The organism is Rhizobium sp. Rhizsp82 (assembly GCF_047325115.1).
In the GTDB taxonomy this organism is placed as follows: Bacteria; Pseudomonadota; Alphaproteobacteria; order Rhizobiales; family Rhizobiaceae; genus Rhizobium.
The window spans coordinates 1,166,458-1,188,275 of record NZ_CP168571.1 but is presented as its reverse complement, the minus strand read 5'-3'; the positions used below and the strand labels follow the sequence as shown (position 1 = coordinate 1,188,275).

Genomic DNA, 21,818 nt, shown 5'->3' with positions numbered 1-21,818 from the left:
ATGAACTTTATCTCTTCATATGCGCATCGCGGCGAATGGCTGAACCAGCCGCTGCTGATGGTGCCCAAGAAGAAAGAGCGCAAGCCGCCACCGGAAAGGCCGAAGACGCTGCTGCAGCAGTTGGCCGCCAAGCCCGACAAGCTGTTTACCGGCGCCTTCAAGCAGCAATATGGCGCGCTCTGTTTCCGTCGCGGGGCTAACGGTATCGAAGTCCTGATCCTGACTTCGCGCGCCAGCGGCCGCTGGGTTATCCCCAAGGGCTGGCCGATGAAGAAAAAGAAGCCCTACGAGGCCGCCGCCACGGAAGCCTGGGAAGAGGCGGGCGTTCGCGGCACTGTCGGCAAGAAACCGATCGGCCGCTACACCTATCTGAAATGGCTCGACAACGGCGACGTCGCCCCCTGCATCGTCGATATCTATCCGGTCGAGGTTCTCGAACAGGTCGATGATTTCAAGGAGCGTGGCCAGCGCGTGCTTGCCTGGGTCGAGCCCGAAGAGGCCGCGCGCCGCGTGCGCGAGATCGAGCTCAAGTCGCTGCTCGTCGACTTCAAGGGGAAGTAATCCCGCCCAACAAATCCTTGCTTGTTGATCTCTCTCAAGGAAAGGTCTCGCATCTGCGTCTATCGCCGAGGGCAGGCCGCGGCATTGCCCGGCCGTTCTGAACGGGGGTAGCGATGACTGATGTGATGCCGGGCGGGCTTGCGGAACTGGAGGCGTGCCATACGAAACTCCTCTCCTGGTGCGATTTTCTGGAGGCGATCGCCGATTTCCTGCCGTGCCATGTGGACAATGCGCTCTGCGCGACGATGGCCCGCGAACTCGGGCCGCTGCTGGCAGAAACCCATCGGCTGGAAGAGCGGCTGATCTGCTCCGCGCTGCCCTTGATCGCCAAGGCAGCCGAAATCGCAAACCTCCGGGAATTGCGCGCCGCCTGCCGCGCGGCCGAGCTCGATGCGGCACAGCAGGCGATCGCGGCGTTGACGGGACTTGCGGCGGGACGCAGCCAGCTTTCACCCGGTGCCGTAGGGCAGGCGCTGCGGCTGTTTTCCGGGCCGATGCGCAGGCAGATCAAGCTCGAACGGCAGATGCTCTGCGATATCCGTATGGCTGCGGCGAAGGCGGAGCAACGGCCGGTCCGGCACCGGGAACTCGAGGCCGACGGCGTCTGACCTGTTTCAGCCGATCGTCATGCGGCGCAGCGCGTTCGTCCGCCAATAAAAGTGCTGGGCGAAGGCGCCGAGCACATGCAGCGTGATCAGCACCCAGAGCAGCATCTTGACCGGGCCGCCATGCAGCGAGCCGAGGCTGTCGATCCCGAAGTAATAGGCGGCAATGCCGGACAGCGGCATGGCGAAGAGCAGCAGATAGAGCGCGGCATGGGTTGCCCGGGCCAGGAGATGCAGCACGGCCGGTGACCCCTCGGCTTCCGCCGGGGCGCCGGAGAGCGCCCGCACGATCAGGCGAAGTGCTGCGAGCACCAGGATCAGGATGCCGATAAAGGCGTGGATATTGGCGCCGGCGATATCGTCGGGCGAGATCGGCTGGCCGCTCCTATGCAAATGGTGCCAGCGGTTCATGCCGTCAGGGAACAGCAGATTGAAGAAGATCAGCAGCGCCATGCTCCAATGAAGCACGCGCTGGGTGAGGGAATAGCTTGTCTTCGGCATGAACGGCTCCCGGCTGTTGGCTCTCCTCCGTGCCTGACGAAGCTGACACGAACGTGAATGCCGCGCACCGGTTGATCTAGGTCAAGGCAGGCGGCGGGCGCCGGGGGGAGGATGCCGTCAGTGAGAACCGGAGGCTGCTGCGATGTTCGTCAATGAAATCATCCCGATCGGTGACGACGCCCTCTCGGTCGCCGTCCGCAACCGACTGCAGCTGGAACTCGGCCTGAGCCACGAGGCAGTGAGGGCGACGGTCGCGAGCGGCGTCGTCACGCTCAAGGGCCGGTTGGGCAGCTCCGGCACGCGGGAGGCGGCGGGTGCGACTGCGGCCAGCGTGCGCGGCGTTCGCCGGGTGGTCAACGATATCTCGACGGCGCGTACTTTGGGTCGGTTTTTCTAGGGGGCTCCGGGCGAAGACATTCCCTCTCAAACCCACGTCTTCCGCTCACTCGCCTTCTGCCGCAATGCCTCCAGCACACCTTTGGCCTGAGGCGACAACTCCTTGCCCTTCAGCTGCACCAGACCGAAACCCGGTATGTCGATCCGGGCGTTCAGCGGCAGCGCCTTCAGCAGATGATGCTGATCGAGCATTTCCGCCACCGTCGTCGCGAACATGCCGACCCGGCTGCCGCTTCTGACGAGCAGGATGGTCATCAGCACCGATGAGGTGGAAATCACGCTGCGGGGCACGATGACATGCGTGCGGTGGTAGTCGTCGATCACGTCCCTCAGATAGGAGCCCTCGGGCTGCAGCACCCAGTCGAGGCCTTCGAGATCTGTTTCCTCGACCGCCGATTTCTTCGCCAGCGGATGGTTCGCCGCCACGACGATCCGAAAGGTTTCCTCGCCGATCGGCTCATAATCGAACATCGCCCGGTTGGCGTTTTCGGGCAGGCGGCAGATCGCGAAGTCGAGGCTGCCGGCATTGAGCTGCGCCAGTAGGGCATCGCTGCTGCCATGCGAGATGTTGATGTCGAGATCCTGATACTCCGCTTGCGCATCGTTCAGCGCCGGGACGATGACATCCGAGGCCGGGGTCATCACCGTGCCGATGCTGACGCTGCCGCGCTTGCCCGAAGCGATGACCTTCATGTCGTATTCGGCGCGCGCCGCTTCCGACAGCAGCGTCCGGGCATAGCGCGCCAGCACCTTGCCCTCGGCGGTCAGCGTCGTGCCACGATTGTGCCGGTCGAACAGCCGGTATCCGGCAAGCGATTCGAGCTCGAACAGCGTGCGCGACAATGATGGCTGCGACAGACCGAACATCGCCGCGACAGTGCCCACCTTGCCGTGCTCTTCGAGCGCGACGAGCATGCGCAAATGCTTTAGTTTGAAGGCATCGAGACGTGTCATCATGGCCTCTGATATTCGCTTTTCCTAAGTCAGAATAGGAGAACGGCATTATACAATCTCTCTGCCTTAGGATATTTGCATGTCAATAAACAACGTGGATAGTGCGATGACCCAACAAGACAGCAAGCCCCGCCTTCGTTCCCGCGCCTGGTTCGACAATCCTGACAATGCCGACATGACGGCGCTCTATCTCGAACGCTACATGAATTTCGGCCTCAGCCAGGAAGAGCTGCAGTCGGACAAGCCGATCATCGGCATTGCCCAGACGGGATCGGACCTCTCCCCCTGCAACCGCCACCATCTCGAGCTCGCCAATCGCCTCCGCGAGGGCATCCGCGAAGCCGGTGGCATCGCCATCGAATTCCCGGTTCATCCGATCCAGGAAACCGGCAAGCGCCCGACGGCCGGCCTCGACCGCAACCTTGCCTATCTCGGCCTCGTCGAAGTGCTCTACGGCTATCCGCTCGATGGCGTGGTGCTGACGATCGGCTGCGACAAGACCACGCCGGCCTGTCTGATGGCGGCGGCCACCGTCAACATTCCGGCCATCGCGCTCTCCGTCGGCCCGATGCTGAACGGCTGGTTCCGCGGCGAACGCACCGGCTCCGGCACCATCGTCTGGAAGGCCCGCGAGCTGCTCGCCAAGGGCGAGATCGACTATCAGGGCTTCGTCAAGTTGGTCGCCTCCTCGGCGCCCTCCACCGGCTATTGCAACACGATGGGCACGGCGACGACAATGAACTCGCTTGCCGAGGCGCTCGGCATGCAGCTGCCGGGTTCGGCCGCCATTCCGGCGCCTTATCGCGACCGCCAGGAAATTTCCTATCGCACTGGCCTGCGCATCGTCGACATGGTCCGAGAAGACCTGAAGCCGTCGGATATCCTCACCAAGGATGCCTTCATCAACGCCATCCGCGTCAACTCGGCAATCGGCGGCTCGACCAATGCGCCGATCCATCTCAACGCCCTGGCACGTCACATCGGCGTCGAGCTGACCGTCGATGACTGGCAGACCTATGGCGAAGAAGTCCCGCTGCTCGTCAACCTGCAGCCGGCCGGCGAATATCTCGGCGAAGACTATTATCACGCCGGCGGCGTGCCTGCCGTGGTCAACGAGCTCATGGGGCAGGGCCTGATCCAGGAAGAGGCGCTGACGGTCAACGGCAAGTCGATCGGCGAGAACTGTCGCGGGCAGTCGATCCAGGACGAGAAGGTCATCCGTCGCTTCGACGCACCGCTGAAGCCGCGCGCCGGTTTCCGCGTGCTGCGCGGCAACCTGTTCTCCTCGGCGATCATGAAGACCAGCGTCATCTCGCCGGAGTTCCGCGACCGCTATCTCTCGAACCCGAGCGATCCGGAAGCCTTCGAAGGCCGCGCCGTGGTTTTCGATGGTCCGGAGGATTACCACAAGCGCATCGACGATCCGTCGCTTTCGATCGATGCGCACACGATCCTCTTCATGCGCGGCGCCGGTCCGATCGGCTATCCGGGTGCGGCCGAGGTCGTCAACATGCGCGCGCCGGATTATCTGCTGAAGCAGGGCGTCTCGTCGCTGCCCTGCATCGGTGATGGTCGCCAGTCCGGCACATCGGGCAGCCCGTCGATCCTCAACGCTTCGCCGGAAGCCGCCGCAGGCGGCGGTCTCGCAGTTCTGAAGACCGGCGACAAGGTGCGAATCGACGTCGGCCGCGGACGCGCCGATATCCTGATTTCCGAGAGCGAACTGGCCGAGCGCCACGCCGCGCTGAAGGCGGATGGCGGCTACCGCTATCCGGATCATCAGACGCCGTGGCAGGAAATCCAGCGCTCCGTCGTCGGCCAGCTGGAAACTGGCGCGGTTCTCGAACCCGCGGTCAAGTACCAGCGCATCGCCCAGACCAAGGGTGTGCCGCGCGACAATCACTGAGCGGGAACTTTTTTCGCAGATCTGGATGGCACGGAGAAATCCGTGCCATTTTCGTTTTCGGTGGTGCTTAGAACGGCAAAGGCGCGCTTGTCAGCGAGATGATCATCGATGTCAGCGCCACGAGGAAAGCTATGCCGAACGAAATGTGCAGCTTGGTCACGTCTGGCCCCTCCATATGCTGAAAGACCCGCCGTATCCGGCGGGTCTCTTGAACAGGGACTTCGCTACTGGAACACCGGCGAAGCCCTTGAAATGAGCGGCCCCCAGCCCCTCGAAAAGAAGCTAACCACAACGCCTCGCAGCCGTCGCGTGACATCGGCGTGACATGGATCCAGCGGTGGATAATTGCGGGGGTTTGTGCGGCTGGCGGACGTGTCGGCATTGGTCACGCCAATATGTGGCTTGCCTCAAATCGTCAGTGCTACTGAGCCAGTCTGGCCAGCTCGCCATCGAGACGCTTGCGCGCGAGATTCGGAACCTTGGCGGCCTTGATAGCGTCGAGATTGGCCGGGTTGTCGCCGACCTGAATCAGCGCCACCATGCCCATCGCAAAGTGTGGCGTGCACTTGACGACATAGGCGCCGGGGATGTCGAACTTTACCTGGAACTGCTCGCTCGGCTTCGACTTGAATTCCGCCGCGCCATCCGGGATCAGGCCCTTGAAGGTCTCGACGTTGTGGCTCTTGTCGGTCGGAACGAAGGTCACGGTGTCGCCGGGCGCGATCTTGATGAAATCGGGCTCGAAGACCATTGCGCCGTCGGTGCCCTTGTTGAGCATCTGGACCTGGTGATCGGCCGCCATCAGCGGCGCAGCCGATGCGAGCATGGCGCATGTTGCCGCGATCAGACCGTATTTCAAATTCATCTGACGTCTCCTGTTTGCGCGGCCATCCGGCCGCGGAAACAGTTCTAGGACGAGGGAGGGCGATGCTCTTTGATGCCGGTCAAACTGGAGGGATCGCGCGCCGTTTAATCGGCGTCGAGCAGCTCACGAATCTGGGCCGCGAGTTCGCGCGCCGTGTAGGGCTTGCGCAGCCACCGGGCACCGGAAATCGTGTCGTTGGCGGCAAGCGCCGGTTCGGAATAGCCCGACGTGAATAGTACCGCGATATCGGGGCGCAGTTCCCGCGCCTCACGCGCCACTTCGTCGCCGGTCATGCCGCCCGGCATGACGATGTCGGTGAAGAGCAGGGCGACTTCCGGGCTTTCCCTCAGGATTTCCAGAGCCTGCCTGCCGTTGTCGGCTTCAAGCACGCGGTATCCCATGGTGGCCAGTCGCGCGACGGCGACGCGGCGGACGCGGATATCGTCCTCGACGACGAGGATCTGCTCGTCGCCGCCGGGAAGCGGGCTTTCGCTGGCCGCGCCTTCCTGCTCCAGAGCGCTCGGCTTCGGGCCGGTGAGCGCCGGGAGATAGATGCGGATCGTCGTGCCGCGGTCTGCCTCGCTGTAGATCTGCAGGTGGCCGCCCGATTGCTTGACGAAGCCATAAACCATGCTGAGGCCGAGGCCGGTCCCGGAGCCAACTTCCTTGGTGGTGAAGAACGGTTCGATCGCTCGCTTCTTCACCTCGTCGGTCATGCCCGACCCGGTATCGGTCATCGTGATCAGCACGAAATTGCCGCTTCGGACCTCGGGAAACATCTTGGCGTAATCGGCATCGAGATGCACGCGCGAGATCTCGGTCGTCAGGCTGCCGCCCTTCGGCATGGCGTCGCGGGCATTGAGCGCGATGTTGAGGACCGCATTCTGCAGCTGTGAACTATCGACCAGCACATTGAAATCCGAGCCCGAGAGCACGGTCGAGAGCTTGATGTCCTCGCCGAGCGTGCGGCGCAGCAGATCCGAAAAGCCGGAGAGCAGCTGGCCGAGATCGGCATGTTTCGGGTTCAGCGGCTGGCGCCGGCCGAAGGCGAGCAGCTGGCCGGTGAGCTTGGCGCCATCAGTCGCCGCATCCTGGGCCTCGCGCAGCATGTCGCGCAGCGGACCCGGCTGCAGCTTGTCCTCGATCATTTCGAGATTGCCGCTGATAACGGTCAGGAGATTGTTGAAATCATGGGCGAGGCCGCCGGTGAGCTGGCCCACGGCTTCCATCTTCTGGGCCTGGCGCAGGTCCTCCTCGATGCGGAAGCGGCTCGTCAGATCACGCACGAAACCGGTGAAGATGCGCTCGCCATTGGCTGTGGCTTCGCCGACATGCAGCTCCATCGGAAATTGCGAGCCGTCGGCGCGCTGGCCGGTGACGACACGGCCGTAGCCGATGATGCGTTTTTCGCCGGTTTCCAGATAGCGGCCGATATAGCCGTCATGGGCGCTGCGATAGGGAGAGGGCATGAGATCGCTGACATTTCTGCCGCAGATCTTGTCGGAGGTCATCCCGAACAGCTGCTCGGCCGCCTTGCTGAAGGAGAGCACGCTGCCCTTCTGGTCGATGACGACCATAGCATCGGGCACGGTGTCGAGGATCGAGCTCAGATGTGCCTCGCGCGAACGCACGGCCTCCTCGGCCTTCTTCAGCGCGCTGATGTCGCTATTGGCCTGAATGACGGCCGGGTCGCCGTCCGAGAGGTTGACGAGAACGCAGCGCGTCGCGACGTGAATGTCGTGGCCGCTCTTGTGGCGGTGGATGATCTCGCCCTGCCAGAAACCGCGGGATTTCAGATGGGCGCGAATGGTCTCGACCGGTTCGGGATATTGCGTCGCGAGCAGCGCATCGACCATCTCGCCGACGGCTTCCTCGCGCGCCCAGCCATACATGTTCTCGCAGCCGATCGACCAATGGGTGATCGTGCCCTCGAGCCGGTGAACGATGATATCGGCTCCATCGAGCACATGCACAAGCGCGTCCAGCTCCTGTGGCGATGCGGTTCTGGGCGAAATGAGCCGGTGAGGCATGGGCGCTCCTGCGCGATCAGTGAACACTGACCCTATGGCAGCTTTTGTCCGTAAAATCATCAGCATTACCCGAAAGCTGAACAAGCTTGCCCATGCTGACGATCCGCAGGTCGTGGCGCCCTTCCGGGGCGATGACACCGCGCGAGGAAAGCTTGGTGATGGTGCGCGATACGGTCTCGATCGTCAGGCCGAGATAGTCGGCGATATCCTGGCGGTTCATCGGCACGCGCAGCAGTCCCTGGCGCGGCTGGCCGCCCGGCCGGCGCGCCAGCTCGACGATAAAGCTGCAGAGCCGCTCCTCGGCATTCTTCTTCGACAGGAGCACCATCTGCTCGTGGGCGGCCGCCGTCTCATGACAGAGAAGCGCGATATATTCCGGGCGCAGCGCGTCACATTTCGCAACATTCTCCTGGAAGGTCTTGCGGGCGACGCGGCGAATCTTGCAATCGGTGACGGCTTCCGCCGTGAACAGGAAATCGCCCTGCAGGAAGGCGCCGATCAGGTCGCCGGCAAAGTGGAAGGCGGTGATGACGCGGCGGCCTTCGCCGATGATGCGCTGCAGGCGGACCACACCTTCGACCACCTGAAAGAGATGCTTTGCCGCATCGCCTTCCCAGCAGAGGGCCTTGCCCGCCGGCACGGTCTCGATCGGCGAAAGATCGAAGAGCAAAGCGAGCGAATGTCCGAGCTTCGCTGCATTGGTCGCCGTCTCGGCATGCTCAAAGGCCTGTTGGTTCTGCATCAGCATTGCGAAGTCCCCTCGTTCTGCAATGGGGACAATAGAAAGGCGCTCAGTCACACAGCGATGAGCGCAGCGTTTCAAATGGTGAGACTGTGTAACAGTTGGTAACAGCCGATCCGCCGGATCGTCGCTGCCTGGGCTCATTGACGTAGATCAAGGAGCGGCTCACGTCGCCGTGACAGTCCTTCCCTGAAAGTACGAGAGAGTCGGCCCTGATGCGGCCGGCTGCGCACTGGGGACGACATCATGAACTATTCAACCGAGACCGTGCTGGTCGCGGTCGCAGCCTTCCTGGCCTTGCTGGGAGCCGCCTTCGCCCACGACCACCTCTTCGCCGTCCATATGGGCATCCTGTGTCTCTGCCTCTTTGCCGGGACCGTCATCCTGCTGCGGCGCGTCGATTTCTCGCCGGCGGGCCGGGCGCCCAAGGTTGAGCCTTCAGGCTATTTCGACGAGGTCATCCGCTACGGCCTGATCGCCACCGTTTTCTGGGGCGTCGTTGGCTTTCTCGTCGGCGTCATCATCGCCGCGCAGCTCGCCTGTCCCGATCTCAATCTGGCGCCCTACCTGAATTTCGGCCGGCTGCGCCCGGTTCACACCTCGGCTGTCGTCTTCGCCTTCGGCGGCAATGCGCTGATCATGACGTCCTTCTATGTCGTGCAGCGCACCTGCCATGCCCGTCTCTTCGGCGGTAGTCTCGCCTGGTTCGTGTTCTGGGGTTACCAGCTCTTCATCGTCATGGCGGCGACGGGCTACGTTCTCGGCATTACCCAGGCGCGCGAATATGCGGAGCCGGAATGGTATGTCGACGTCTGGCTGACGATCGTCTGGGTCGCCTATCTCGCCGTCTTCCTGGGCACGATCCTGAGGCGCAAGGAACCGCACATCTATGTGGCCAACTGGTTCTATCTCGGCTTCATCGTCACCATCGCCATGCTGCATGTCGTCAACAATCTGGCGGTGCCGGTCTCGTTCCTGGGTTCGAAGAGCTATTCGGTCTTCTCGGGCGTGCAGGATGCGCTGACGCAGTGGTGGTACGGGCATAATGCCGTCGGTTTCTTCCTGACGGCCGGCTTCCTGGGGATGATGTACTATTTCGTTCCGAAGCAGGCCAACCGCCCTGTTTATTCCTACCGCCTGTCGATCATTCACTTCTGGGCCCTGATCTTCATGTATATCTGGGCCGGTCCGCATCACCTTCATTATACGGCGCTGCCCGACTGGGCGCAGACGCTCGGCATGGTCTTCTCGATCATGCTCTGGATGCCCTCGTGGGGCGGCATGATCAACGGCCTGATGACGCTTTCGGGCGCCTGGGACAAGATCCGCACCGATCCGATCATCCGCATGATGATCGTCGCCATCGCATTCTACGGCATGTCGACCTTCGAGGGACCGATGATGTCGGTCAAGACGGTCAATTCGCTCAGCCACTATACGGAATGGACCATCGGCCACGTGCATTCGGGCGCGCTCGGCTGGGTCGGCATGATCACCTTCGGTGCCATCTATTACCTGACGCCGAAGCTCTGGGGCCGCGAACGTCTCTACAGCCTCAGAATGGTCAACTGGCACTTCTGGCTCGCCACGCTCGGCATCGTCGTCTACGCCGCTGTTCTGTGGGTCGCCGGCATCCAGCAGGGTCTGATGTGGCGCGAATACAATTCGCAGGGCTTCCTCGTTTACTCCTTCGCAGAAACCGTCTCGGCGATGTTCCCCTACTACGTGCTGCGCACGCTGGGTGGCGTGCTCTACCTGGCCGGTGGCCTGGTGATGGCCTGGAACGTCTTCATGACCATCCGTGGACGCCTGCGCGACGAAGCCGCAATTCCGACCGCTTACGTGCCCCAGGCACAGCCTGCCGAGTGAGGTGAGACATGGCATCGATACTGGACAAACATAAGATCCTCGAAAAGAACGCGACCCTGCTTCTCGTCGGCTCGCTGCTCGTCGTCTCGATCGGCGGCATCGTGGAAATCGCGCCGCTCTTCTACCTGCAGAATACGATCGAGAAGGTGGAGGGCATGCGTCCCTACACGCCGCTCGAGCTTGCGGGGCGCAACATCTATATCCGCGAGGGCTGCTATCTCTGCCACAGCCAGATGATCCGGCCGTTCCGCGACGAGGTGGAGCGCTATGGCCATTACTCGCTGGCGGCGGAATCCATGTACGACCACCCGTTCCAATGGGGCTCGAAGCGCACCGGGCCGGACCTGGCGCGCGTCGGCGGCCGCTATTCGAACGAGTGGCACGTCCAGCACCTCTCCGACCCGAGAGCCGTGGTGCCGGAATCGATCATGCCGAAATACGCCTTCCTCAAGGAGGAGCCGGTGACGGTCAAGGATATCGGCATGGACCTCAAGGCCAACGAGGATGTCGGCGTTCCCTATAGCGACGACATGATCGCCAATGCCGAAGCTGACATGAAGGCCCAGGCCGATCCGAACGCCGACACCTCGGCGCTGCTGCAGCGCTATCCGAAGGCCAAGGTCGGCGATTTCGACGGCGACCCGCAGAAGCTCTCCGAAATGGACGCTCTCGTCGCCTATCTGCAGATGCTCGGTACGCTGGTCGATTTCTCGACCTACGACGATGCGACCGGCTACCGGTGAGGTGATCCCATGGAAACATACACGGCAATGCGGCACTTCGCCGACAGTTGGGGGCTCCTGGCGATGGCGGCGTTCTTCGTTGGCGCCGTCGTCTACACGCTCCGCCCCGGCAGCAAAAAGACGGCCAGGGAGGCCGCTGACATTCCCCTGAAGGATGATTGAGATGTCGGAAAAACATATTGATGAAATCAGCGGCGTCGAAACCACAGGACACGAATGGGACGGCATCCGCGAACTGAACAATCCGATGCCGCGATGGTGGGTCTTGACCTTCTACGTGACGATCCTCTGGGCGATCGGCTACGTCGTCGTCTATCCGGCGATCCCGATGATCACCTCGGCGACGAAGGGTTATTTCGGCTATTCCAGCCGCGCCGAGCTGCAGCAGGATCTCGATCAGGCCAAGGCCGGCCAGGCGAAGTTCCACGAGATGATCGCGGCAAAGAGCGTCGAGGAGATCGATGCCGATCCGGCGTTGCGCGAATTTGCGATCGCCGGCGGCGCCTCGGCCTTCAAGGTCAATTGCGCCCCCTGTCACGGATCGGGCGCCAGCGGCGGTCCGGGTTTTCCGAACCTGAACGACGACGACTGGCTCTGGGGCGGTGATCTGCAATCGATCCAGACGACGATCGCCCACGGGATCCGCTTCGAGGAAGATCCCGATACGCATGTTTCGGAAATGCCGGCCTTCGGCGATATCCTCAACAAGGACCAGACGAAGGAGGTTGCGGCCTATGTCTGGGGTCTGACGAATACGCCTTCGGATCCGGCGCTGGCTCAGGCCGGCAAGCAGATCTTCCTCGACAATTGCGCCGCTTGCCATGGCGAAGATGCCAAGGGCAAGGCCGAGATGGGAGCACCCGATCTCGCCGATGCGATCTGGCTGAAGGGCCGTGGCGAGGAGGCGATCATCCGCCAGGTCACCGCACCGAAGCACGGCGTCATGCCGGCATGGTCGGCGCGCCTCGGCGATACCACGGTCAAGGAACTGACGGTCTTCGTTCACGCACTCGGCGGCGGTCAGTAGGAGAGGGACATGACGGCGCACGGGCACAATCCGCTTCTCGGGCTTTACGGCATGCCGCGCTCGGTCGTGCATTCCCGTGTTTCCGTGCGCGCCAAATCCCTGCCGCCCGGCTGCAAGGGCGACGAGCCGGAAAAGATCGGCAGCGCGATCGTCAGTTTGACCTCCCTCAAGGATGACGAGCCGTCGAGCCGCTAGAAAAAAGGAGAGGACACCCCAAGCGGCGTTTTCTCCCCCGCAGTTCCTCCGGGCCGCGCCTTCGCCTCGAAGCGCGGCCTGTCCTTTTGCGGCTGCCGACCGCTCGCGCTTGTTGATCTTTATCAAGGACGCTTGGCGCTTCGAGGAGGAGAACAGGCGTATCGAACGCGAAAGACATTACTTATGAAACTTTTCACCGCACCCGATCCCAAGAGCGTGGAGCGGCTCGATGTCGAGCCCGTGAATGCGCGGCGCAACCGTCAGCCGCTCTATGCGGCGCGCAAGAAGATTTTCCCGAAGCGTGCCGAGGGGCAGTTCCGCCGGTTCAAATGGATCGTGATGCTGTTCACCCTCGGCATCTATTATCTGGCACCCTGGATCCGCTGGGATCGCGGACCTTATGCCCCCGATCAGGCAATCCTTGTCGATCTCGCCTCGCGCCGCTTCTATTTCTTCTTCATCGAGATCTGGCCGCAGGAATTCTATTACGTCGCCGGGCTTCTCGTCATGGCTGGGTTCGGGCTGTTCCTGGTGACTTCGGCGGTCGGCCGCGCCTGGTGTGGTTATGCCTGCCCGCAGACCGTCTGGGTCGATCTCTTCCTCGTCGTCGAGCGCGCCATCGAAGGCGACCGCAACGCCCGGATCAAGCTCGATGCCGCTCACTGGAGTTTCGGCAAGCTCCGCAAGCGTGTCTTGAAACACTCGATCTGGCTGGTGATCGGCGTCGCTACCGGCGGCGCCTGGATCTTCTATTTCGCCGATGCGCCGTCTCTGGCCGTCGCGCTGGCAACCGGTGCTGCACCTGCGGTCGCCTACGCCACAGTCGCCATCCTGACCTCCACCACCTATGTCTTCGGCGGCTTGCTGCGTGAGCAGGTCTGCACTTACATGTGTCCCTGGCCGCGTATCCAGGGCGCCATGCTGGACGAGAATTCGCTGGTCGTGACCTATAACGACTGGCGCGGCGAGCAGCGCTCGCGCCACAGCAAGAAGGCGCAGGCCGATGGCCTCGCGGTCGGCGATTGCGTCGATTGCAATGCCTGCGTCGCCGTCTGTCCCATGGGAATCGACATCCGCGACGGCCAGCAGATGGAGTGCATTACCTGCGCCCTCTGTATCGACGCCTGCGATGGGGTGATGGACAAGATCGGCAAACCGCGCGGCCTGATCGCCTATGCGACGCTCAGTGAATATTCCGCCAACATGGCGATCGCCACCGATGGCGGCCGCACCGCGGTGCAGCCGGCCAAGGTGCGCAATGCCGACGGCTCCTTCATCGATGGCATCCGGCATTTCGACTGGCGCATCATCTTCCGCCCCCGCGTCGTCTTCTACGCCGCGGTCTGGGCGGCGATCGGCATCGGCATGCTGGTCCATCTGTCGATGCGCGGGCGTCTGGAGCTCAATGTCGTTCACGACCGCAATCCGCAATTCGTCATGGAAAGCGACGGCTCGATCCGCAACGGCTACACGATCCGCATCCTCAACATGGTGCCGCAGCCGCGGCGGATCGCGCTGACGCTGTCGGGTCTCGACGGCGCCACGATGCGCATCCCCGAAATCGGCAGGGACGATGCCCGCAGCTTCACGCTCGACGCGGCACCCGACGCGGCGACGACGGTCAAGGTCTTCATCACCCGCAGGCCGACGGCGGCCGCCGTCGACGAGTTCCTCTTCACCATCGAGGAGCCCGGCGGCACCGACCGGGCGGCCTATCGCGCAGCATTCAACGCCCCTGGAGACCCGCAATGACCACCCGTGTCCAAGGCTTCACCGGCCGCCACATGCTGCTCGTCATCACCTCGTTCTTCGCCGTGGTCATCAGCGTCAATTTCACCATGGCCTGGTTCGCGTCGTCGAGCTGGAGCGGGCTCGTGGTCGAGAACACCTATGTTGCCAGCCAGGAGTTCAATCAGCGCGCCGCAGAGATGAAAGCGATGACCGCCTCGGGCATTGCAGGGCATATCTCGCTCAGGGATGACCGCTTCATCTACCGGATCGCCAATCCGGATGGATCGCCGGCCGCCGTCGATACCGTCACGGCCAATTTCAAGCGGCCGGTCGGCGACCACGAGGACTTTTCAGTTGCGCTGGACAATCGCGGCGAGGGCGCCTTCGAGACCGATCGCCATGTCCCGGCGGGTGATTGGATCGTCGAGTTCATTTCGAAGAAGGGCGGCAGCCTCGTCATGCATGAGGCGATCCGCTTCGATACCGCGGAGTTTGTGCGATGACCTGCTGCGCGATCGATGCCGACGGGGTGATGGCGATGAGCAGCACGGCCTTCAGCGCCGAGGAGATCGCGCTCGCCAGCCATCCGCTCGGCGGCGGGCTGCACCAGCTCGATCTCAGCGTGCCCGATGTCCACTGCGGCGCCTGCATTTCGACGATCGAGAAAGCGCTGGCGGCGCTGCCCTTCGTCAGCAAGGCGCGCGTCAACCTGACCGCGCGCCGCGTCACCTGCGTCTATGCCGAGAAGGCCGGGAACAGGGCTGTCGACCCCACACAAATCATCGCGGCGGTCGCAGGCGCGGGATACCGCGCGCATCTCTACGCGCCGCTTGCCGCCGAAAGCGACAAGACCCGCAACCAGCTGCTGCTTGCCGTCGGCGTCGCGGGCTTTGCGGCAACCAATATCATGCTGCTCTCGGTATCCGTCTGGTCGGGCGCCGACGCGGCAACACGCGACATGTTCCACTGGATTTCGGCGATGATTGCCGCCCCGGCGTTGATCTATTCGGGCCGCTTCTTCTTCCAGTCGGCCTGGAACGCCCTGAAACACGGGCGCACCAATATGGATGTGCCGATCTCGCTGGCGGTGACGCTCTCCTATTTCGTCTCGCTCTGGGAGACCATGCATCATGGCGAACATGCCTGGTTCGACGCCACGGTCTCGCTCTTGTTCTTCCTGCTGATCGGCCGGACGCTCGATCACGTCATGCGCGAGAAGGCGCGGGCTGCGATCAACGGTCTGGCGCGGATCGCGCCGCGCGGCGCGTTGCTGATCCAGCCGGATGGATCGCACCGCTATGTGGCGGTCGAGGAAATCTCGGTGGGCGACGAGATCGCCGTTGCGGCAGGCGACCGTATCCCTGTCGACGGTGTTGTCGTGTCCGGTCAAAGCGATCTCGACCTGTCGATCGTGACGGGCGAGAGCAGCCCGGTCGCGGTTCGGACCGGCGAGCCGGTCAGTTCCGGCTCGATGAACCTCACCGGCTCGCTGGCGGTCCGCGCCACGCGCCTTGCGCGGGATTCACTGCTCGCCGAAATCATCGGCTTGATGGAAGCGGCCGAAGGCGGCCGCGCCCGCTACCGGCGGATCGCCGACCGCGCGGCCGCGCTCTATTCGCCGGTCGTCCACCTCCTGGCGCTCGCGTCCTTCCTTGGTTGGGGCCTCATCGGCGGCGACTGGAAACAGGCGATGCTGGTTGCCGTCGCGGTGCTGATCATCACCTGTCCCTGCGCGCTCGGTCTCGCCGTTCCCGTCGTCCAGGTCGTGGCCGCCGGCGAACTCTTCCGCCGCGGCATCATGGTGAAGGATGGGTCGGCGCTTGAGCGTCTGGCCGAGATCGACACCATCGCTTTCGACAAGACGGGCACGCTGACGATCGGCAGGCCGCGGCTTGTTGCCGCCAATGCCGCTGATACGGCCGATATCGTAAGGGCGGCGGCTTTGGCGAGCCATTCACGCCACCCGCTGTCGCAGGCCTTGGCACGCACCGGCGCTTCTGATGCCGCAGCCTTCGAGCAGATCACGGAAATCCCGGGCGGTGGCCTCGAAGCGCGCCATGCGGGTGCGCTCTACAGGCTCGGCAGCGAGGCCTTCGCTTGCGGTGGTGCCGAGGCATCGTTCACCAACGAAGGTCCCTATTCCGAGGTGGTCTTCGCCAGGGATGGCCAGGCGATTGCCCGCTTCTTCTTCGACGACACGCTGCGGCCGGGCGCAGCCGAAGCCGTCGCTGAGCTCCGCAAGGCGGGGTTCGCGACCGCAATCCTCTCCGGCGACCGGCAGAGCGTCGTCGACAATACGGCGCGTGCGCTCGGTATCGGACACGCGCTTGGAGGGCTGACGCCGGGAGAAAAGCTCGGGGAATGCCAGGCGCTGAATGGCAACAGCCACCGCGTCTTCATGATCGGCGATGGCATCAACGACGCGCCGGCGCTTGCCGCGGCCCATGTCTCGATGGCCCCGGCCACCGCTTCCGATATCGGCCGGCAGGCGGCGGATCTGGTGTTCTTCAACGACCGGCTGGATGCCGTGCCGGTGGCGATCGCCGTCGCCCGCCGGTCGGCGGCGCTGATCCGCCAGAATTTCGCGTTGGCGATCGGCTATAACGTGCTGGCCGTGCCGATCGCGCTTGCGGGTCTGGCGACACCGCTGATCGCCGCGGTGGCGATGTCGACCTCGTCGATCATCGTCGTCTCCAATGCGCTGCGGCTCAACGCATTCGGAAAGGGCGCTGCCGCAAACGAGCGGCACGCGCGTGCCGCTAAACAGGCGGAGGCCCAAACCGCATGAACATGCTGATCTATCTGATCCCGATCGCGCTCTTCATGGGCGGCATCGGACTTGCGGCTTTTCTCTGGTCGCTGAAGAGCGGCCAGTATGAGGATCTCGAAGGGGCCGCCTGGCGGGCGATTGCCGATGACGATGCCAATCCGCCGGCCTAAGCAACCTTTTCTGTCCATGGTCGCAATCGCTGTCGCGCGCATGGTAGCGCCGCCGCTAAACCTGCGTTATCTCTGATGGAAAGCATGGAAGCGGGACGAACGGGTGACATGGAAGCAGATCGCATTCTGGTAGTCGATGACGACGCCCGGATCAGGCAGATGCTCGTTCGGTATTTCGAGGATAACGGATACAGGGTCAGCGCCGTCGGCAACGGTGCCGCGATGCGCTCCGAGCTTGCCAAGGGCAGCTATGCCGCGATCTTCCTCGACCTTGTTCTGCCCAATGGCGAGAACGGGCTGGAGCTGCTGAAGGAGCTGCGCGCCACATCCGATGTGCCCGTGCTGATGCTGACCGGTCAGGACGACGTCACTGACAAGGTGGTCGGCCTCGAGATCGGTGCCGATGATTATATCGCCAAGCCCTTCCACCTGCGCGAACTGTTGGCGCGGCTGCGCACTGTGCTCCGGCGCCGCGTGCCTGCAGATCAGACCGTTCGGCCGGCGGGTGGCGACGAGGAAGTGCTGCAGTTCGACGGCTGGCGGCTCGATGTCGCCCGGCGGCGGCTGACCTCTCCCGGCGGGGACGACGTTGCGCTGACGACGGGCGAATTCGACATGCTGCTCGTGTTCGTGCGCAATCGCGGCCGGGTTCTGTCGCGCGAAACGCTGATGGATCAGACCAGAAACCGCAATCTCGAAGCCTTCGACCGGGCAATCGACGCCCAGATCGTCCGGCTGCGCAAGAAGATCGAAACGGACCCCAAGGAACCGGCGCTGATCCAGTCGGTGCGCGGCGTCGGCTATGTCTTCACCGGCAGGCCGCAATAGCGCGCGGCCAATGCGCGCATTTGACAGAAATCAAAGCGGGGCCTTCCGACGCCCGCTAACCTCGACGCCATCGATATTCAGGGCGAGTGAGGCACCGGCATGCAGGCGAAGGACATTATGACCACAGACGTGGTGTCGATCAGCCCGGCAGTCGGCATCCGCCACGCCGTGGCCGTCATGATGCAGAGGCGGGTCAGCGGTCTTCCTGTCGTCGATGACGAGGGCCGGGTCTGCGGCATGCTGACCGAGGGCGATCTGCTGCTGCGCCGGGAGATCCGCGTTTCGCCGCGCATGGCGCGGACTGCGGAAGTGATGTCCGAGACCGATCTCGAGCGCTATATCGCCAGCCATGGCTGGTCGGTCAGGGATGTGATGTCTGAGGATGTCATCGTTGCCCGCCCCGACAGCGAGGTGGCCGATATCGCCGAAAGCCTGCAGGCGCATCGCATCAAGCGGCTGCCGATCGTTGAAGACGGCAGGTTGGTCGGCATCGTCAGCCGCAGCGATATCCTCGGCATGATCCTCGACGCCTCGACAACGGCGCTGCCGCGCGAGGACGAGGCGATCCGTCTCGCGGTGCGCACGCGGCTGCGTTCCGATCTCGGCCTGACGCCGCAGAAGGTGCAGGTCTCCGTGCGTAGCGGGCAGGTGACGCTGGAGGGACAGGTGGAATCCGAGCTGAAACGCAAGGCCGTCCGCACCCTCGTCGAAGCCCTCGGGCTTGGCGGCTACCGGGATCAGCTGCGCGTGGAAATGCCGAAGGCGGAAGCCGAGCTTGCGATCATGTAGGGCGGTGAAGCAGGCGATTGCGCCGCTTCATCGTTTCCGCGTTGTGCAGCGAAGGAGAGCGGGGACGCGGAGGCTTGCCCGGCGCCATGCCCCTGGACCGGCCAAGCCTCTGTCAAGTTGCCCCACTTGACGCGGGCGCTCCCGGCCCGCGAGACAAACCTAGCTGCTCAGGAACCGGCTTCCTTGATCGAGATCAAAATCCCGCAATTTCAGCCAGGCGGCAGCCCGAGTTCGATGAGGATGTTGCTGATCTCCTGGCGCTTGTCGAGATAGATTTGGCTGACATTTTCCGCAGGAAGCGAGATGTTGCTGGCGGTCGAGCCCGGGCGGAGCTTGAGAGCCTGGGCAAGCGCATTCTTCGCATCCGCCGTCCGGCCGAGCCTCTGATAGGCGACGGCGAGCAGCATATGCGCCCGCCCGGTGCCCGGGGTGATGGCGATGGCGCGCTGCAGCCAGGTCAGGGCTTCCTCGTCGCGCTCGAGCATCACGTTTGCCCAGCCGGCGCCGAGCAGCCAGGTCCAGCGGGAGACATCGGGCGTATTGAATCGGTCGGCCCGCTGGAATGTCGAGAGCGCATCCTCGAAGCGGCCGAGCTGGATCTGCGTCAGCCCCAGATTGAAGAGCGCTCCGCCGTCCCACGGATTGAGGTCCAGGTCACGCGCGCAAGCGACCAATGCCTCGGAAAACGCGTTCGTCGCCGCGAGAAACCGGCAATAGGTGCCGAGCACATTGGCCGACATCGGGCGGCTCTTCAGCGCGTTCTCGATCAGCGCGCGGGCATCCTCTTCCTTTTTTGCCTTCTCTGCCTCGCCGTACCATGAGAGCTGGATGCCGCGCAGATGCAGGGCGGCAAGCGCGACCTGCAGATCGACATTGTCGGGCTGCTGGGCGAGATAGGTTTCTAGGATCGATCGCGCGGTCGCGAACCGCTCCTTGGTCGTCTGGTTGATCGAGCTGATCGCCTGCTCAATGGCCGCGTTCGCGGCGTCAGGGCTCCTTCTGAAAGGAGCTTCCCTCTGCTGGTCGAGCCAGGTGGCGATGGCGTAACCGGCGCTCGCCGCAAGCCGGGTCTGGCCGAGCGCCTCATCGGTAACATCAGCGTCAAGCGCAGCTTCGCTCGAAAAGCGAATTTCGCGGGTCGAGGCATCGATGATCCGCGTTCGGAGCGTCCATGCCTGAGCGCTGCGTTCAAGCTCTTGCTGTAGCTGGAAGCCGGGGTGAGGATTATCGCCGCCGGAGGACGCGGGTTCCGGCGGTCTCACCTGCACGCCGCCGGTGCGGGCGAGCCCGTCCAGCAATTGATTGGTGATGCCGCGGATCATCGGCCCGCTCTGCGGATCGTCGGTCAGATCGGCGATCGGCAGGATGTCGATCACGGGTGGCGACGACGGCTGCGTCTGGTCGCTTGCGATGAAGTGATAGGTCAGTCCTGCCAGCGCCGCTATGACGATGAAGGCGCCTGATAGAAGCTTTGTCCGCGAGACGAAAGGCCTGGAGGCTGCTCTACGCGGGGAGGGGAGCCGATCCGCATCGCCGCGATCGGGTGCTGCTTCCGGCCCATCGAAGATCGCGGTCGCCGAGAGAATATAGCCGCGGCGCGAGACGACCCTCAGCGTCTGCCGCGCTTCGTCTCCGAGTGCCTTGCGGATTTCCCGGATGCATTGAAACAGGCTGTCTTCGGCGACGTGAATGCCAGGCCAGCCCGCTTCCATCAGGTCATGTTTGCTGAGGATGCGCTTGTTGTTGTCGATGAAAAACTGCAGCAGCGCGCTCGCCTGCGGCCGCAGGCGGATCGTCTGTCCGTCGGGGCGCAGGAGCTCGGCGCGATGTGGATCGAAAGCAAATTCAGTAAAACGAAACACCCGATCCTACCGTGAAGCGGCCGCGACATGAGCCCCTACATAGGAAAGGTGGAGCTCAGCCGTCAACTCGTACCGGCGGCCATCATCGGGAGAGTTCCGCTCCTGCGGTGCATTCAGAAAAATTCAGAAGTTTTTCAGAACACCGCCAGTCCTATTCAGGACGTCCCGCAGTGGCTCGCCTATCAACTGCATCGACCCTGCCGGCAGCGAACGCCTTGAACGAAGCGGCGGGTGGCCGCTCGCGCAAATCGCCTGGCGGTTTCAAACGAAGACGCGAAGGGATGACGGGCCTGCATTACAATTCTTCTGCAGCGCGGGCGCTTGAGCCGGACGTCGTCCGGCATGATGGCCAGACGATGGCGGCTCTCGATCCCTTCGATCCGGTCTTTTCCGAGGCGCTGCAGCGCCTGGCGCAGGCTTTCGTCGCAACACATCAGGCGGAGCCGCGCATTGCCGCGCTGTTTGCGACCGAACAGCGCTGGCTGCTCTGCCATGCGGCGCTCGGGGCGCATTTCAGGACGAGTGGCATCGGCCGCGGTCTGACGCGGCCCGTTCTGGTGGAGATGTCGGACCGCTACGCGATCGCCAGCCGCAACACCGTGCATGCCTTCATCGATGAGGCGCTGAAATACGATTTCGTCCGGCTGGTGACGCTGCGCCGGCCCGGCGGCCATCACCGGTTCGTACCGTCGCCGAAAGTCATCGGCATGCTCGCCCATTGGTATGGCCTGCATTTCGAAGCGCTCGATGTCATCGACGGCGGCAGCCGCGCCGGCCTGTTCCGCGCCGATGCGGACAGCCTGCTGTTGCAGATGCAGCCGGATGTGGCCGACGGCCTGCTGGCGGCTCCGGGGATCCGCAACTCGGGCCCGCTCTATGCCACGTTTTCGCGTGTCGATGCCGGTGGCCTGATCATGGACCGGCTCTTCGGCGGCATCGACGTGACGATCCCTGCGACATTCGATCGATACGAGACGGATATCACCTCCATCTCCTCTCTCGCGAGCTTCGCCGGCCTGTCGCGCGCGCATGTCAGCCGCAAGCTTTCGGCGGCCGAGGCTGCGGGAGGCGTCGGCTGGAGCGGTTTGCGCGGGCGCTCGCCTCTCTGGATCTCTCACGATTTCCGCAGCCAGTATGCGCAAGCGCAGGCGACCAAATTATCCATTCTCGACGCGGCCTTTTCCAGGGCTTTAGCGGCCAGGGCGGAGACGCCATGAGGCGCAACCGTCCATTTTTGACGCATGCGTTGTCGAAATCGGGCCGTCATGAGATTT

General features: G+C 63.4%; 22 protein-coding genes. 16 read left to right on the top strand and 6 right to left on the bottom strand.

Annotated features, from left to right (window positions below; genetic code table 11):
* Positions 1-57: 57 nt before the first annotated feature.
* Complete coding sequence (locus ACEN84_RS29685) at positions 58-561, top strand: NUDIX hydrolase (protein ID WP_413712517.1); 504 nt, start codon at positions 58-60, stop codon at positions 559-561.
* A gap of 113 nt (positions 562-674) precedes the next feature.
* Positions 675-1,169: a hypothetical protein gene (locus ACEN84_RS29680; protein ID WP_413711562.1), complete on the top strand. Its 495-nt coding sequence runs from the start codon at positions 675-677 to the stop codon at positions 1,167-1,169.
* Between the two features lie 6 nt (positions 1,170-1,175).
* On the opposite strand, the gene ACEN84_RS29675 is transcribed toward ACEN84_RS29680, so the two are convergent.
* The gene (locus ACEN84_RS29675) at positions 1,176-1,667 is read right to left on the bottom strand and encodes a cytochrome b (protein WP_413711561.1); all 492 of its coding nucleotides are present in this window, start codon (positions 1,665-1,667) and stop codon (positions 1,176-1,178) included.
* 142 nt (positions 1,668-1,809) lie between these two features.
* Here ACEN84_RS29675 and ACEN84_RS29670 point away from each other — a divergent pair, with 142 nt between their 5' ends.
* Entirely contained in the window at positions 1,810-2,064 is a 255-nt protein-coding gene (locus ACEN84_RS29670; RefSeq protein WP_413711560.1) for a BON domain-containing protein, read from the top strand.
* Positions 2,065-2,090: 26 nt separating this feature from the next.
* Here the strand turns inward: ACEN84_RS29670 and ACEN84_RS29665 are convergent, their stop codons facing one another.
* Positions 2,091-3,017, bottom strand: a complete 927-nt coding sequence (locus tag ACEN84_RS29665) for a LysR family transcriptional regulator (protein ID WP_413711559.1) — start codon at positions 3,015-3,017, stop codon at positions 2,091-2,093.
* Positions 3,018-3,123: 106 nt separating this feature from the next.
* Between ACEN84_RS29665 and ACEN84_RS29660 the strand changes: the two genes are divergently transcribed.
* Positions 3,124-4,923: an IlvD/Edd family dehydratase gene (locus ACEN84_RS29660; protein WP_413711558.1), complete on the top strand. Its 1,800-nt coding sequence runs from the start codon at positions 3,124-3,126 to the stop codon at positions 4,921-4,923.
* Between the two features lie 421 nt (positions 4,924-5,344).
* On the opposite strand, the gene ACEN84_RS29655 is transcribed toward ACEN84_RS29660, so the two are convergent.
* The 3 genes from ACEN84_RS29655 to ACEN84_RS29645 all read right to left on the bottom strand — a co-directional run bounded on the left by ACEN84_RS29655 (position 5,345) and on the right by ACEN84_RS29645 (position 8,566).
* Positions 5,345-5,788, bottom strand: coding sequence for a pseudoazurin (locus ACEN84_RS29655; RefSeq protein ID WP_413711557.1), 444 nt, complete (start codon positions 5,786-5,788; stop codon positions 5,345-5,347).
* Between the two features lie 104 nt (positions 5,789-5,892).
* Positions 5,893-7,818 (bottom strand): PAS domain-containing sensor histidine kinase, encoded by a 1,926-nt coding sequence (locus tag ACEN84_RS29650; protein WP_203431022.1) that lies wholly within the window; start codon positions 7,816-7,818, stop codon positions 5,893-5,895.
* A gap of 16 nt (positions 7,819-7,834) precedes the next feature.
* Positions 7,835-8,566: a Crp/Fnr family transcriptional regulator gene (locus tag ACEN84_RS29645; protein ID WP_413711556.1), complete on the bottom strand. Its 732-nt coding sequence runs from the start codon at positions 8,564-8,566 to the stop codon at positions 7,835-7,837.
* Between the two features lie 240 nt (positions 8,567-8,806).
* On the opposite strand from ACEN84_RS29645, the gene ccoN reads away from it, so the two are divergent.
* From ccoN to ACEN84_RS29590, 11 genes are all read left to right on the top strand, one after another.
* A complete protein-coding gene (ccoN, locus tag ACEN84_RS29640) occupies positions 8,807-10,429 on the top strand; it encodes a cytochrome-c oxidase, cbb3-type subunit I (RefSeq protein WP_413711555.1) in 1,623 nt (540 codons plus the stop codon).
* 8 nt (positions 10,430-10,437) lie between these two features.
* Positions 10,438-11,172 (top strand): cytochrome-c oxidase, cbb3-type subunit II, encoded by a 735-nt coding sequence (gene ccoO / locus ACEN84_RS29635; RefSeq protein ID WP_130283685.1) that lies wholly within the window; start codon positions 10,438-10,440, stop codon positions 11,170-11,172.
* 9 nt (positions 11,173-11,181) lie between these two features.
* Positions 11,182-11,334 (top strand): cbb3-type cytochrome c oxidase subunit 3, encoded by a 153-nt coding sequence (locus tag ACEN84_RS29630; protein WP_112712153.1) that lies wholly within the window; start codon positions 11,182-11,184, stop codon positions 11,332-11,334.
* Position 11,335: 1 nt separating this feature from the next.
* On the top strand, positions 11,336-12,199 hold the full coding sequence (gene ccoP, locus ACEN84_RS29625) for a cytochrome-c oxidase, cbb3-type subunit III (protein ID WP_112712151.1): 864 nt from the start codon (positions 11,336-11,338) through the stop codon (positions 12,197-12,199).
* 9 nt (positions 12,200-12,208) lie between these two features.
* The gene (locus ACEN84_RS29620; protein ID WP_203431017.1) at positions 12,209-12,394 is read left to right on the top strand and encodes a hypothetical protein; all 186 of its coding nucleotides are present in this window, start codon (positions 12,209-12,211) and stop codon (positions 12,392-12,394) included.
* 183 nt (positions 12,395-12,577) lie between these two features.
* Positions 12,578-14,146 carry a cytochrome c oxidase accessory protein CcoG gene (ccoG, locus tag ACEN84_RS29615; RefSeq protein WP_413711554.1) on the top strand — a complete coding sequence of 523 codons (1,569 nt, stop codon included), beginning with the start codon at positions 12,578-12,580 and terminating at the stop codon, positions 14,144-14,146.
* Positions 14,143-14,628: a FixH family protein gene (locus tag ACEN84_RS29610; RefSeq protein ID WP_413711553.1), complete on the top strand. Its 486-nt coding sequence runs from the start codon at positions 14,143-14,145 to the stop codon at positions 14,626-14,628. Before ccoG ends, ACEN84_RS29610 begins: the two co-directional genes overlap by 4 nt.
* The gene (locus ACEN84_RS29605) at positions 14,625-16,913 is read left to right on the top strand and encodes a cation-translocating P-type ATPase (protein ID WP_413711552.1); all 2,289 of its coding nucleotides are present in this window, start codon (positions 14,625-14,627) and stop codon (positions 16,911-16,913) included. The genes ACEN84_RS29610 and ACEN84_RS29605 overlap by 4 nt, the downstream gene beginning before the upstream one ends.
* On the top strand, positions 16,910-17,065 hold the full coding sequence (ccoS, locus tag ACEN84_RS29600) for a cbb3-type cytochrome oxidase assembly protein CcoS (protein ID WP_112712143.1): 156 nt from the start codon (positions 16,910-16,912) through the stop codon (positions 17,063-17,065). Before ACEN84_RS29605 ends, ccoS begins: the two co-directional genes overlap by 4 nt.
* A gap of 108 nt (positions 17,066-17,173) precedes the next feature.
* Entirely contained in the window at positions 17,174-17,893 is a 720-nt protein-coding gene (locus ACEN84_RS29595) for a response regulator (protein WP_112712141.1), read from the top strand.
* Between the two features lie 99 nt (positions 17,894-17,992).
* The gene (locus tag ACEN84_RS29590) at positions 17,993-18,682 is read left to right on the top strand and encodes a CBS domain-containing protein (RefSeq protein ID WP_413711551.1); all 690 of its coding nucleotides are present in this window, start codon (positions 17,993-17,995) and stop codon (positions 18,680-18,682) included.
* Positions 18,683-18,891: 209 nt separating this feature from the next.
* Here the strand turns inward: ACEN84_RS29590 and ACEN84_RS29585 are convergent, their stop codons facing one another.
* A complete protein-coding gene (locus ACEN84_RS29585) occupies positions 18,892-20,544 on the bottom strand; it encodes a tetratricopeptide repeat protein (RefSeq protein WP_413711550.1) in 1,653 nt (550 codons plus the stop codon).
* A 281-nt stretch (positions 20,545-20,825) separates the two neighbouring features.
* On the opposite strand from ACEN84_RS29585, the gene ACEN84_RS29580 reads away from it, so the two are divergent.
* Positions 20,826-21,761, top strand: coding sequence for a hypothetical protein (locus tag ACEN84_RS29580; protein WP_413711549.1), 936 nt, complete (start codon positions 20,826-20,828; stop codon positions 21,759-21,761).
* Positions 21,762-21,818 lie beyond the last annotated feature (57 nt).

Coding starts and splice junctions, on each gene's coding strand:
- ACEN84_RS29660 (WP_413711558.1), top strand. CDS start 3,124: ATGACCCAACAAGACAGCAAGCCCCGCCTTCGTTCCCGCGCCTGGTTC.
- ccoS (WP_112712143.1), top strand. CDS start 16,910: ATGAACATGCTGATCTATCTGATCCCGATCGCGCTCTTCATGGGCGGC.
- ccoN (WP_413711555.1), top strand. CDS start 8,807: ATGAACTATTCAACCGAGACCGTGCTGGTCGCGGTCGCAGCCTTCCTG.
- ACEN84_RS29685 (WP_413712517.1), top strand. CDS start 58: ATGGTGCCCAAGAAGAAAGAGCGCAAGCCGCCACCGGAAAGGCCGAAG.
- ACEN84_RS29595 (WP_112712141.1), top strand. CDS start 17,174: ATGGAAGCAGATCGCATTCTGGTAGTCGATGACGACGCCCGGATCAGG.
- ccoO (WP_130283685.1), top strand. CDS start 10,438: ATGGCATCGATACTGGACAAACATAAGATCCTCGAAAAGAACGCGACC.
- ccoP (WP_112712151.1), top strand. CDS start 11,336: ATGTCGGAAAAACATATTGATGAAATCAGCGGCGTCGAAACCACAGGA.
- ACEN84_RS29580 (WP_413711549.1), top strand. CDS start 20,826: ATGACGGGCCTGCATTACAATTCTTCTGCAGCGCGGGCGCTTGAGCCG.
- ACEN84_RS29665 (WP_413711559.1), bottom strand. CDS start 3,017: ATGACACGTCTCGATGCCTTCAAACTAAAGCATTTGCGCATGCTCGTC.
- ccoG (WP_413711554.1), top strand. CDS start 12,578: ATGAAACTTTTCACCGCACCCGATCCCAAGAGCGTGGAGCGGCTCGAT.
- ACEN84_RS29670 (WP_413711560.1), top strand. CDS start 1,810: ATGTTCGTCAATGAAATCATCCCGATCGGTGACGACGCCCTCTCGGTC.
- ACEN84_RS29645 (WP_413711556.1), bottom strand. CDS start 8,566: ATGCTGATGCAGAACCAACAGGCCTTTGAGCATGCCGAGACGGCGACC.
- ACEN84_RS29620 (WP_203431017.1), top strand. CDS start 12,209: ATGACGGCGCACGGGCACAATCCGCTTCTCGGGCTTTACGGCATGCCG.
- ACEN84_RS29655 (WP_413711557.1), bottom strand. CDS start 5,788: ATGAATTTGAAATACGGTCTGATCGCGGCAACATGCGCCATGCTCGCA.
- ACEN84_RS29590 (WP_413711551.1), top strand. CDS start 17,993: ATGCAGGCGAAGGACATTATGACCACAGACGTGGTGTCGATCAGCCCG.
- ACEN84_RS29630 (WP_112712153.1), top strand. CDS start 11,182: ATGGAAACATACACGGCAATGCGGCACTTCGCCGACAGTTGGGGGCTC.
- ACEN84_RS29605 (WP_413711552.1), top strand. CDS start 14,625: ATGACCTGCTGCGCGATCGATGCCGACGGGGTGATGGCGATGAGCAGC.
- ACEN84_RS29675 (WP_413711561.1), bottom strand. CDS start 1,667: ATGCCGAAGACAAGCTATTCCCTCACCCAGCGCGTGCTTCATTGGAGC.
- ACEN84_RS29650 (WP_203431022.1), bottom strand. CDS start 7,818: ATGCCTCACCGGCTCATTTCGCCCAGAACCGCATCGCCACAGGAGCTG.
- ACEN84_RS29610 (WP_413711553.1), top strand. CDS start 14,143: ATGACCACCCGTGTCCAAGGCTTCACCGGCCGCCACATGCTGCTCGTC.
- ACEN84_RS29680 (WP_413711562.1), top strand. CDS start 675: ATGACTGATGTGATGCCGGGCGGGCTTGCGGAACTGGAGGCGTGCCAT.